At 56.1% G+C, this 11168-nt stretch carries 12 protein-coding genes and 1 pseudogene; 7 read left to right on the top strand and 6 right to left on the bottom strand.

Going from position 1 to position 11168, the window contains the following annotated elements:
* The first annotated feature begins 90 nt into the window (after positions 1-90).
* From KQ310_RS05580 to KQ310_RS05550, 7 genes and pseudogenes are all read left to right on the top strand, one after another.
* Positions 91-657, top strand: coding sequence for a restriction endonuclease subunit S (locus KQ310_RS05580; RefSeq protein ID WP_311134706.1), 567 nt, complete (start codon positions 91-93; stop codon positions 655-657).
* A 2-nt stretch (positions 658-659) separates the two neighbouring features.
* On the top strand, positions 660-890 hold the full coding sequence (locus tag KQ310_RS05575) for a DUF262 domain-containing protein (RefSeq protein WP_259720778.1): 231 nt from the start codon (positions 660-662) through the stop codon (positions 888-890).
* 29 nt (positions 891-919) lie between these two features.
* Positions 920-1195, top strand: coding sequence for a type II toxin-antitoxin system Phd/YefM family antitoxin (locus KQ310_RS05570; RefSeq protein ID WP_259720777.1), 276 nt, complete (start codon positions 920-922; stop codon positions 1193-1195).
* Entirely contained in the window at positions 1192-1458 is a 267-nt protein-coding gene (locus KQ310_RS05565; RefSeq protein ID WP_259720776.1) for a Txe/YoeB family addiction module toxin, read from the top strand. The genes KQ310_RS05570 and KQ310_RS05565 overlap by 4 nt, the downstream gene beginning before the upstream one ends.
* A 68-nt stretch (positions 1459-1526) precedes the next feature.
* Positions 1527-1610 (top strand): annotated as a pseudogene (locus KQ310_RS05560) (nucleotidyltransferase domain-containing protein); the annotation flags it as partial.
* Between the two features lie 74 nt (positions 1611-1684).
* Positions 1685-1855: a hypothetical protein gene (locus KQ310_RS05555; RefSeq protein ID WP_259720775.1), complete on the top strand. Its 171-nt coding sequence runs from the start codon at positions 1685-1687 to the stop codon at positions 1853-1855.
* The gene (locus KQ310_RS05550) at positions 1852-2244 is read left to right on the top strand and encodes a DUF4145 domain-containing protein (protein WP_259720774.1); all 393 of its coding nucleotides are present in this window, start codon (positions 1852-1854) and stop codon (positions 2242-2244) included. Before KQ310_RS05555 ends, KQ310_RS05550 begins: the two co-directional genes overlap by 4 nt.
* A gap of 404 nt (positions 2245-2648) precedes the next feature.
* Here KQ310_RS05550 and KQ310_RS05545 read toward each other — a convergent pair whose 3' ends face one another.
* From KQ310_RS05545 to fumC, 6 genes are all read right to left on the bottom strand, one after another.
* Positions 2649-3794, bottom strand: coding sequence for an HD-GYP domain-containing protein (locus tag KQ310_RS05545; protein ID WP_259720773.1), 1146 nt, complete (start codon positions 3792-3794; stop codon positions 2649-2651).
* Positions 3795-3803: 9 nt separating this feature from the next.
* Entirely contained in the window at positions 3804-6689 is a 2886-nt protein-coding gene (locus KQ310_RS05540) for a response regulator (protein ID WP_259720772.1), read from the bottom strand.
* Entirely contained in the window at positions 6677-7696 is a 1020-nt protein-coding gene (locus tag KQ310_RS05535) for a SpoIIE family protein phosphatase (RefSeq protein ID WP_259720771.1), read from the bottom strand. Before KQ310_RS05535 ends, KQ310_RS05540 begins: the two co-directional genes overlap by 13 nt.
* A gap of 64 nt (positions 7697-7760) precedes the next feature.
* The gene (locus KQ310_RS05530) at positions 7761-8129 is read right to left on the bottom strand and encodes an STAS domain-containing protein (RefSeq protein WP_259720770.1); all 369 of its coding nucleotides are present in this window, start codon (positions 8127-8129) and stop codon (positions 7761-7763) included.
* A 28-nt stretch (positions 8130-8157) separates the two neighbouring features.
* Positions 8158-9438 carry a PAS domain S-box protein gene (locus tag KQ310_RS05525; RefSeq protein ID WP_259720769.1) on the bottom strand — a complete coding sequence of 427 codons (1281 nt, stop codon included), beginning with the start codon at positions 9436-9438 and terminating at the stop codon, positions 8158-8160.
* A gap of 246 nt (positions 9439-9684) precedes the next feature.
* Entirely contained in the window at positions 9685-11067 is a 1383-nt protein-coding gene (gene fumC / locus KQ310_RS05520) for a class II fumarate hydratase (RefSeq protein WP_259720783.1), read from the bottom strand.
* Positions 11068-11168 lie beyond the last annotated feature (101 nt).

The raw sequence follows: 11168 nt of genomic DNA, 5'->3' as shown, positions 1-11168 counted from the left end.
TCCAGCCTTCACTCCCACCGGGGTGGCGGCCCAATCGGCTTCTGAAATACCGGCCGGTGGGGTGATCATCGCAAGGAGTCTCTGACTGAGATGCAACCAGGAATCAAGCCACCGTCAAGGGTTCAGCAAGGCCGATGTTCGATGCGAGCTGTCCCGACCCCTGAACGGGTACAGATTTGCGTGCGTACTTCGAATCTAGGGAAGGGAGATTGGATCTGGAAAGATACAAGGCGCATTTCAGATGATGATTTTCTAGAGCGATCTCGCAGAGCTCCCTTGGAGCCCGGAGACATCGCGCTAAGCAGGGAAGGCACTGTAGGGATCGCGGCGATAGTGGCCTCCGACATGGAGGTCTGCATGGATCAGCGACTTGCTCAGCTGAAGCTTGATGCGAGCAGACTCATGCCTGAATATCTCCTTGCGCAGCTTCTTTACCTGCTGAAGCCCGAGCGGATTTCACATGCAATGACCGGTTCAACCTCCAAGCACATCAACGTCAAAGACCTCAGAGAGTTAAAAGTTCATTGTCCGCCAATCGATGACCAGCATGACTTTGAAAAGTTCTGCAAGTCCGCGAAAAAGCTACGGTCAAGAATCTGCATGCTTGGCCATAAATCAGACACATTAAGTCACTCTATTCAAGCGGCGTTATTCTAATCATGAAAGCCACAGAAGCCAAGCTCCTCCAGATCCTGGGTGCCGTTTCCCAGTTCATCATCCCGATCTACCAGCGCACCTATTCCTGGACGCAGAAGGAATGCCAGCAGCTCTGGGCCGACATCCTTCGTACCGGTGCCACCGATGAGATTGGTGTGCACTTCATCGGTTCGGCTGTCCACATCGATGAATGTCTCGGCAACCTGGCCGTGCTGGCAACTCCCAGCGGCTAAGCTGGACAGAACACCTGTACAGGATCGTCGTGACGATCGAAACCACCTACAGCGCAGCCCGCGATCAGCTCAAGACCCTGATGGACCGGGTGGTGGCCGATCGCGATGTGGTGGTGGTGCGGCGGCGCAACGGGGGTGACGTGGCACTGGTGGCTGCCGACGAACTGGAGGGCCTGCTGGAAACCGCCCATCTGCTGCGTTCGCCCCGCAATGCCGCGCGCCTGCTCTCCGCCCTCGAGCGGGCGCGCCAAGAGGATCTGCCGTGTCACTCACTTGATGATCTCACCGCCACGCTGGAGGCATGAGCGAACGGCGAGAGGCGGTTTGTCACCCGGAGTTCCTGGAAGACCTCCAGCACTGGGTAGACACCGATCGGCGCACAGCCAGAAGGCTGCTGGAACTGATGCGCGCCATCCTTCGTGATCCCTGCAGCGGCATCGGCAAACCGGAGCCGCTGCGTTACCTCGGGCCTGGTGTCTGGTCAAGGCGCATCACCCAGGAACACCGCTGTGTCTACCTCGTCAAACCCGGCCGGGTGGAATTCCTGCAGGGCCGCTATCACTACTGAGTACCAATTCGGCTCCAAGTCCAGCCAGAATGCAGCCATGACGGCCAGCACTCCCGCCACCCCCTTGGATCCCCGGCTCCGAGGTTCGTCTCTTCGGCTCCCGCGCCCGGGGCACAGTCCGCCAGGATTCCGATGCAGATCTCATGATTCTAGGCAGAGGTGCGCGAGCGGGCCCAATACCGCAGTGCCGTCACCACACAGGCTTACCAGGAGGGAATCCTGATGAATGGCTGACCCTGATGCCCTTCGCTATCTGCGGATTGCCCGTTCTGATCTCACCTGCTTTGCAGTGCAATCGCGCACCGACGACAGCATTGAAATCGCTCAACCTGACTGGCCGGCACTGATGACGGCGACTTCAGCGTTTCTTGATGAAGTGGAGCATCAGGCGCAGTGACGGACTTTCCCTCCCAGTACTGCCTGATCGCTGGCCAGTGCCCTGAGCTGCACGAGGAGGCCGCCAGGGTCGAGCGCTTTGCCCTGGCTGATCCACGCACCGCCTGCTTCTACGCCCGCCGCACCATCGAGCTGCTGGTGGAGTGGGTCTACGCCAACGACAGCCTGCTGCAGCGGCCCTGGGGGGAGCCCTCCCTGTCGCAGCTGATCCACGCCTTCGACTTCCGCCAGCTCGTGGGCCCCCAGTTGCTGGGCCGCTTCAAGCTGCTCAAGGACCTCGGCAACGATGCTGTCCATCGGGCACAACCCATCCGCTGGCTTCAAGCTGGTCCAAGGAGACAAGCTGAGAAGGAAACAACCGCCTTCGAGAATGCCTGGTCGAAGCAATGAAAACAAGACCTGTTCAAGGGTGTGCCTGAAGCTTCATACCAAGGTTTCTGGGGTGCTGGCTCGAACGCAGGTGTGGCAGAGAGCGCTCACACCATTCGCACGATCGAAGCGCCGCCAGGCCGTCGATGGCAGTAGCGAAGGAAAATCTTTCAGATCACAGACGACCCTGCCAAGAAGGACATGGCCATGGCCATGGGAGCGCTCACCTGCGCAAGGGAAACCATGGACACGCGGCAGAATCGGCGCGAGTGCTTCAAGGCTCACCAATCAATCAGGAGTCCAGCGCGATGCTGGAATCAGAACAAAGAGCAAAGACGGAAGATCACAGTTGAAGCGATACGGATTCAGGCCTTGCAGCTGAGTCATAACGACTCGTTCCGGCATTCTTGCCCCGTCGAATTTCTTCACCGCTCCTCGGTGTCTTTATAGAGCACCGCAATCTGCTGAAAGTCTTCGGCAAGGTCCAGAAATGCATCGACAATTGCAGGGTCAAAGTGGCTGCCTCTGCCCTTTACAATGATTTCAGTGGCTTCCTGGTGAGAAAAAGCCGGTTTATAGACACGTTTGTTGACAAGAGCATCGTAAACGTCGGCCAGGGCCATCATGCGGGCAGACAACGGAATCGCTTCTCCAGCCAAACCTTCAGGATAGCCGCTACCATCCCATTTCTCATGATGACTGTAGGCGATTTGCTTGGCCGTTAAAAGAAAAGAACTGGGACTGACAAGAGTTTCTTCGGCATGTTCAATCGTAATTCGACCCAAAGCAGGATGGGTTTTCATGATCTCGAACTCGGAGACGCTCAAGCCGCCGGGCTTGAGCAGGATGGCGTCTGGAATTCCAACCTTGCCAATGTCATGAAGAGGGGCCGACTTGAACAGAATCTGAATCTGCTCGAGCGGCAACTCCTCAGCATACTTGGGGATTTTGCTGAGGTATTCAGCCACGAGGCGCACATAGTGCTGCGTGCGCTTGATGTGCATCCCGGTTTCGTTATCACGGGTCTCTGCTAAAGAGGCCATGGCCATGATGGTGGTGTCCTGCACAGCCTGCACTTCAGATGTGCGCCTGATGACCTCTGCAGCAAGGTAAGCATTGTTGTCTTTGAGAATATCGTTAGCCGCTTTGAGCTGAATGTGAGTCGCAACGCGAGCTTTTAATATGGAGGGGGAAATTGGTTTTGTGATGTAATCAACGCAGCCAGATTCGAAGCCTTTTTCTTCATCTTGCACTTCAGTGCGGGCCGTGAGAAAGATCACCGGCAGCTCCATCAGCGCAGGATCCTGCTTCAGAGCGCGGCAAACCTCGTAGCCATCCATACCCTCCATCACGATATCCAAAAGAATCAAGTCTGGATACGGCAATTGCTGGAGCATTTTCAGAGCAGACTGGCCGTTCGTTGCGAGCCGCACGTGATACTGCTGCTTGAGCAAGGCATTGATCAGCTGCAGATTCTCGCGAGCATCATCGACAACCAGCACAGTGGGCTTGGCGACTCGCTCAGCCGAGGGAGGGGATGAAGCTGGATTCGATTGGAGGACAGAGGACATCGGCTTGAATTAGATTAGAGTGGGGAGACTTTTCTGTAGGATTGACAAGGCTGAATCAAAGTCATAGCCATCTAGCTGCATATGCAGGTCTTGGTAGTTTTGATGGCCAAGCAGGCTCAGCAGCCCAGCCTTCTCTCTCTCCAGGAGTTCAATGGCCTCACCATCTCCGCACTGTATAAGTGTTGTCAAATCAACCAAGAGAGTCGGATCAACTGCGGATAAAACCGCTTCACTCTTTTCTCTATAGTGCTCGGTACTTGAACCCGACCCCGCCAAAGATTGAGCCTGTTCATCGTTGTTCCGATGAGCCTGATCAGCCTCTCGATCATTTGATAATCTAGCTCCTTGCTGGCTGGGGCTGGGGATAGGTTGGCCTTGGGACAGCTCAACGCTGTTCAGGTGCTGCAAGGTTGTTGCCAAGGACTGGCGGAACCTTTGATGCTCCGATTCCGATGCCTGTCCCTGCCTGAGCGCCGCCTCCATGTCACCTGCTTTCTCCTGCAGATCCACCGCGCCAAGGTTGCCCGCCACTCCCTTCAACGTATGCAACAGGCGTTCGGCGCTGATGATGTCACCCGTGTCCAGAGCTGCCTGGAGCTGTTCCGAAGCCCCTGCCTGGTTCTGCGCAAATGTCTTGAGAAGGTTGAAATACAGCTTTTCGTTCCCTGCTGTGCGTCGCAGCGATCCAGCCACATCAAATCCTGCCCGCTGGAGAATCTCGCGGGGATCAGCACAGGCTTCGATGGTTTGGATTGGATCATCCAATTGATCAAAGCTGTCAGGCAAGCTCGTTTGCTTGTTGGCTATTGGCTTGGGCGAGGGAAGGGAACGATTGGGGCGGCCGTAGTTAGCCAGAGCTCGATACAATTGATCCGGATCGATCGGTTTGGTGAGGTGATCCTGCATGCCGGCGGCCAAGCAGCGGTCACGTTCCTCAACAAAAGCATGGGCCGTCATGGCCAGAATCGGTAAGGCATCCCATCTCTTCTCGGCGCGAATCCTTTGCGTGGCTTCCCATCCATCCATCGTGGGCATAGCCAGGTCCATCAGCACCACATCAAACGGCAGGCTGTTCTGAATGTCGGAATCCTGATTCTGCGGCAATCTGCTCAGCTCCAGGCAGTTAATCGCATCCAGGCCGTGCTGGGCCACAACCACATCCACTCCAGCTGCCTGGAGGAGTTCCATTCCGATCTGCTGATTAATCTCATTGTCTTCGACCAGAAGAACCCGCAGTCCCTGTAAGCCCCACCGACTTAGATCATGGCTCTTGGGATCGACTCGAGGGGCAGACTCGTCATTTAGGAATAGTCTTTCGAGTGACTTTCTGAGCGTAGAGCTACTCACAGGCTTGGTGAGAAAAGCTTGAATCGAAGCGTCTCGATGGTCATCGATGGAAAGATCACTACCGAAGGCACTCACCATGACGATGGGTGGATAGTGATCACCCAGTTCATGCTCTAGCCGCTGGGCGGTAGCAAAACCATCCAAGCCTGGCATCATCCAGTCCATAAAGATGAGGTCGTAGCCATGGCCTCTCTGCCTGGCAGCCAGGGCCATCGCAATCGCATCCTTGCCAGAGCCAGCCGAATCAATGATGACGGGGAAATCACTCAATAAACCTTGGAGTACGGTGATGGCAATGGGACTGTCATCGACAAGCAACACATGCCAGTCTTTCATGATGTCATGGATGGAAGTCTTCACCTGTCTACGCACCAGGCCCGTGCCAAACCAGGCGACGGCATGAAAAGTACTTCCCTTTCCCGGAGTGCTGCTGACTGAGATGTCCCCACCCATGAGCTCAAGCAGTCTGCGGCTGATCGCGAGACCCAGACCAGTACCGCCATAGGTGCGCGTCGTGGAGGTATCAGCCTGCGCGAAAGACTGAAAGAGGCGTGACACTTGAGCGGGAGTCATACCGATACCGCTATCGCTCACATCAATCGCAAGCTTGGCCACGGCTCCCCGGCTTTCTAGCAGTGAGACGTGAAGAAAAATATCACCAGATTCGGTAAACTTCACTGCATTGGACAGCAGATTGATTAGAACCTGAATCAGCCGGAGAGGATCCCCATTGAGTGCAGTGGGAACGTTCTGATCGACTTGGTAAATCAGCTCCAGGCCCTTCTCAGCAGCCTTCTGTCCAACAAGACTGGTGATTTCATCAAGAACTTTGTCGAGCTCGAAATCAATGTGCTCAATTTCCAACTTACCAGCTTCAATCTTAGAGAAGTCAAGAATGTCGTTGATAATTCCAAGTAAGTGCGTGCCAGCACCGTGAACCTTTGAGATGTAGTCTTCCTGCTTATCGGTTAATTCAGTTCGCAGCGCGAGGTGAGATAGCCCGATGATCGCATTCATTGGCGTACGCAGTTCGTGACTCATGTTGGCAAGAAACTCAGACTTGGCCTGCGTGGCTTTCTCGGCGACAGCAATCGAGTCTTGCAATTGTTGGTTGATCGTCTGAGTCTCGCGCAATAATTCCTCCTTCGACTTCTCTCTAAAGATCTCACATGCAAGCTCAATATGATCCTCAGTGATCTCGACATTGCCTAGGGGTAGGCGGAAGGAGTAGTCTGCCCCCTCTGACTGCGCACTCTGTTTTTCAACACGGCAGATGCGTAGAGGACAGGGTGGAAGCGAGCAATCTTGGCCTGACTGTAGACATAATTCCAGAGTGGATCTGTCGTCATCCAACTCAAGATTCAAGCAGGCTCTGATCGTGCTGTTTTCAGACTGCAGATAGGAACACTCGCCAATCCAGGATATGCATGCCTTGATGGCTGGATCGGCCTGAAAGACCTGGATGATTTTACTCAACTTGCGTCGCAAGGAGAAGCAAGAAGCCTCGTCCCACAGATCCATCATTCCGATAGGTTTCAGCGTAGGCATCTCAGAATCAAGCAAGAGGCATCATCGAGGGCTTTACCAGCTTCGCGAATCACCGATTCACTCAGCGCATGGGCAGACATCTTCTCTGCATAGAGTGAGGAGTTGCGCTGAATCGTGGATTCAGAGACACCATCGGATGCCATCACAACAAGATCACCTGGATGGAGCTGTACTGTTTGTAAAAATACTGAATTCATTCTTTCTCCAACAATGCCATCTCGGCATACGCCTCGCCAACGTTCCCTGCCCATCACCAAGATATTGATATTACCGACACCCGCAAACTCGAGTTTGTGGGTCTTTCGCTCCAGTGTCGCTAGACCCACTGCAGCTCCAAGGGTTCCGCGGAACTCTTGATGCAGGCTCTCCAGGATCACCGCTGCTCTTGAACAGCCAAGCTTGAGGGCTGCCTGTTGCATGCGACAGGCGAGAGTGTGGGCCTGGGGTCCATGGCCTGACACATCAATCAAGCCCAGCAACAGCCCACTGGGATGAACATGAATCAAGCTGATATCGCCACTCTCGCGTTCTCCTTGCATGGGCCTGACGCAATCGCCGATGTCGTACACCTCCCGGATCCAATCCGATTCGACGGAGTGATCGTCCGGCTTTGGCAGATTTGACACTGTGGGCTTCTCGCCATTGAGCCATTTACTGGCTACGACACGGGTTCCCTGCTCAGCACTGGATTCAATCGACATGGTCGTCATGATGCGATGCACTGCGGGCAGGCCCATCCCAAGGGTGCCGGAGGTGCTGAAGTGATCGGCCATGGCCTGGTTGACATCGCGGATCCCACTGCCCTGATCCTTCGCCACAACCTGAATCGCATCATGGCCCTCGTCCAGCGTCCGAGACACGCAGATCTCGCCAGTGCCGGCATATTTAAGAATATTGGTCCCCAGTTCCGATACCACAGTCGCAATCAGCACCGTGTCTTCCTGGCTCAGATCGGCCATGAAGGAGAGTTTGCGAGTCATCGCAACAGCTCCGTACAGGCTGGCCACGCTGTGTATTTTAAAAACAACCGATTGCCCTGATTCCATCGCAGAGGTTGCCATCGTTACTATCTCACCGCTTCACGAAGAACTTTATAGCATCATCCAGACTGATAAAGAAGTGAATCTCGGATGGGACAACTTCTGCTTCGGCAAGGTAAACCACGATCGTGGTACACAGGCTGGCAATTGCAACTTCACTGCCCAACAGGTTCAGAGACAGCAGCAGAGAGCGAATCCGCTCAAACTCAGTAAAACTGAGCAGATCGACTGTAGAGAAGTCTAAGATAACAGCCAAAGTCTTTTCCTTTTCCACCTGCTCACCAAGCCTCTCGCTGAGTTGATGGAACTGGCGTGAATCCAGATCAGGCTGCATGGTCACGATCAGATTCTTCTGGACTCTCGTGATGGCGATGCTGGATTCCCAGGTTTCGGCGGCCATGATCACGTTCCCTCTCTGCGCGGCAGTTTCAGCGAAGGGCAAGGGACTTCACACTGTCGTCCTGGATTGATTGGCCGATCCGATGACCCAGGCTGGTGAGAGCTGTTTCGAAGGCATCTCGCAGGGTGGCCGTGGTGCGGATCTCACCCACGTTCACGCCGAGCTCGACGATGGTTCTGGCAATGGCAGGGGAAAGACCTGAAATAATCGCATCACAGCCCATGAGCTGAGTTGCTTTGGTGATCTTGATCAACTGGTTCGCTACAGCGGTATCGACTGTGGCAACGCCGCTGATGTCCAGAACGAAGATCTTGGCTCGTTTCTGAGAAATCATCTCCAAAGACTTTGTCATGATGGAAGAGGCTCTCGTAGAGTCGAGAATTCCCACAAGTGGCAAAAGCAGGATTCCTTCCCAGATCGGTGTGACCGGTGTGGATATTTCCTGGATGGCGAGATCCATCTCTCGTCTTGCCTTCTCAGCTTCGTTGACTTTGGCGAGCGCTATCTCAAGCTCCTTGGCTCTGTGGGACTCCTCCAAAGCCAGCTCAAGCTCCTTGGATTGACGCACAGAAGTGGTCACATCATAGGCGAACTTGACAATCTTGATCAGTTCACCATCAGGATTGAAGATGGGGGTGTAGGTCGACTGCAGCCATATGTCGTCGCCATCCTTCGTGATGCGCCTGAACCTGCCATGCTGGATGACGCCGGATGACACGCTTCTCCAAAACTCAGTATACTCCTCTGACTGGGCATAATCGGGGTCAACCATTATCCTGTGGTGCAACCCTTTGATTTCCGCAAGAGAGTAACCTGTTAAGTCGGCAAAGACCTGGTTGGCGGCAAGAATCGTTCCATCAGGCTTGAATTCGACCACGGCCATCGCTTTCTCAATACCAGCGATCATGCCGGCATTGTTGCTTGAGATCAGCTTGGCCTCGCTGACATCAGAAGCAATCTTCACGACCTTGACGACTTCCCCATTGCTATCCTTCACCGGTGTGTAGGTGGCCTGTAGCCAGACTTCTTTGCCACCTTTGCCAAGTCGCTTGAATTCCCCGCGAACGAAATCTCCCTGGGAGAGGCGGTTCCAGAAGTCTTTGTAATCCTTGGTCTTCGCATAGGTGGCATCCAGGAAGATCCTATGGTGTTTGCCGAGGATCTCATTAAGCTTGTAGCCCAGGAAGTTCAGGAAGTTCTCATTGGCCGAAAGAATCTCGCCATCCATAGAGAAGGTAGCAACCGCGTTCGAGCGATCGATGGCTGCCATCATCGCATTGGAATCGTCCCGTTCTACTCCTTTAGCCATCGTTGGTTTGCCTGCTTCCAGGCCCCCGAGACCATCACGATCAACATAGACATGCCTCTGCCCTCAAACAGAGCAATCGAACCAGGAGGTCCTGAAGATTTGTAATCCGTCATAATTCGGCAGACGGCTTTCTGAATAGACGGCTTTCTGAATAGACGGCTTTCTGACGAAGCGGCCTGCTGCCATCCCCCCTGGATCAACCGTGGTGTTTGTTCGTGATCGTTTCCAGGGTGTAAGGCCTGACGATCACACCATCCGATCAGGCTTCACCCAGTGGTCGAACTCCTCGGCCGTGAGGTCGCCGAGCACCAGTGCCGCTTCCCGCAGGCTGAGCTGCTGCTGGTGGGCATGTTTGGCGATGGCGCAGGCCCGGTCGTAGCCAATCGCCGGGGTGAGGGCCGTGACCAGCATCAGGCTCTGATCCAACAGCGTTTCGATTCGGGCAAGATCTGGCCGAAGCCCTTCGATGCAGTGCTCCCGGAAGCTGGAGCAGGCGCCCGCCAGCAGATCAAGGCTTTCCAGCACGTTGTGGGCAATCAGGGGTTTGAACACATTCAGCTCGAAATTGCCCTGGCTGGCCGCCATCTGCACCGCGGTGTTGTTGCCCATCACCTGCACCGCCACCATGGTGAGGCTCTCGCACTGGGTGGGGTTCACCTTGCCGGGCATGATCGAGGATCCCGGCTCGTTTTCGGGCAGGATCAGTTCGCCCAGGCCGCAGCGGGGGCCGCTGCCGAGCCAGCGGATGTCGTTGGCGATCTTCATCAGGCTGCCGGCCAGCACCGTGAGGGCGCCATGGGCGGCGGCCAGGGGTTCGTGGCCCGCCAGGGCCTGGAACTTGTTGGGGGCGCTGGTGAAGGGCAGGCCGATCCGCTCACTGAGGCGCGCCGCCACCTTCTCGCCGTAGCCCCGCGGGGCGTTCAGCCCCGTGCCCACGGCGGTGCCACCGATCGCCAGCTGGCGCACCTGGGGCAGGGTGGCCTTGAGGCTCTCCAGCCCCAGCTCCAGCTGGGCCACGTAGCCGCCGAACTCCTGGCCCAGGCCAAGTGGCACCGCATCCTGCAGATGGGTGCGACCGATCTTGATCACGCCCGCATAGGCCTCGGCCTTGGCCCGCAGCGCCTCGATCAGGGCCTGCAGGGCCGGCCTCAGCCGGCGTTCGAGGCCGATCACCACGGCGATGTGCAGGGCCGTGGGGAAGGTGTCGTTGCTCGACTGGCTGAGGTTGACGTGATCATTGGGATGCACCGGACTCTTGCTGCCCAGCACACCGCCAGCGGCCCTGATCGCCAGGTTGGCGATCACCTCGTTGACGTTCATGTTGGTCTGGGTGCCGGAGCCGGTCTGCCACACCCGCAGCGGAAACTCGCCATCCAGCTCGCCACTGGCCACCACCTCGGCGGCCGCCACGATCCGCTCCGCCAGATCGGCGGCAAGCTTGCCCTCCTCGCGGTTCACCTCGGCACAGGCGGCCTTGAGCTGGCCGAAGGCATGCACCACCTCCAGGGGCATGGCCTGGCCGAAGCCGAAGTAGCGCAAGGATCGCTGGGTCTGGGCTCCCCAGAGATGGTCGGCCGGAACCGCCACCTCCCCAAGGCTGTCGGTTTCGATCCGGCTGTCGGTCTCGATCCGGATAGCGGCATCACCGGGCTGGGACGGGGACAGAGGCGAAGACGGGGGCACGATCTGGGGCAGAGACGGGGGCACGACTTGGGCTGGGGCTGGATTCA

Source organism: Synechococcus sp. CS-1328, from assembly GCF_025128095.1.
GTDB lineage: Bacteria > Cyanobacteriota > Cyanobacteriia > PCC-6307 > Cyanobiaceae > CBW1002.
Note: the sequence above shows the minus strand (reverse complement) of the source record. Positions and strands in the feature narration are given on the sequence as shown.

Excerpts from the sequence above, each read along its gene's own strand:
- KQ310_RS05580 (WP_311134706.1), top strand. The coding sequence starts at position 91 with ATGCAACCAGGAATCAAGCCACCGTCAAGGGTTCAGCAAGGCCGATGT.
- KQ310_RS05575 (WP_259720778.1), top strand. The coding sequence starts at position 660 with ATGAAAGCCACAGAAGCCAAGCTCCTCCAGATCCTGGGTGCCGTTTCC.
- KQ310_RS05565 (WP_259720776.1), top strand. The coding sequence starts at position 1,192 with ATGAGCGAACGGCGAGAGGCGGTTTGTCACCCGGAGTTCCTGGAAGAC.
- KQ310_RS05555 (WP_259720775.1), top strand. The coding sequence starts at position 1,685 with ATGGCTGACCCTGATGCCCTTCGCTATCTGCGGATTGCCCGTTCTGAT.
- KQ310_RS05545 (WP_259720773.1), bottom strand. The coding sequence starts at position 3,794 with ATGTCCTCTGTCCTCCAATCGAATCCAGCTTCATCCCCTCCCTCGGCT.
- KQ310_RS05540 (WP_259720772.1), bottom strand. The coding sequence starts at position 6,689 with ATGCCTACGCTGAAACCTATCGGAATGATGGATCTGTGGGACGAGGCT.
- KQ310_RS05530 (WP_259720770.1), bottom strand. The coding sequence starts at position 8,129 with ATGGCCGCCGAAACCTGGGAATCCAGCATCGCCATCACGAGAGTCCAG.
- KQ310_RS05525 (WP_259720769.1), bottom strand. The coding sequence starts at position 9,438 with ATGGCTAAAGGAGTAGAACGGGACGATTCCAATGCGATGATGGCAGCC.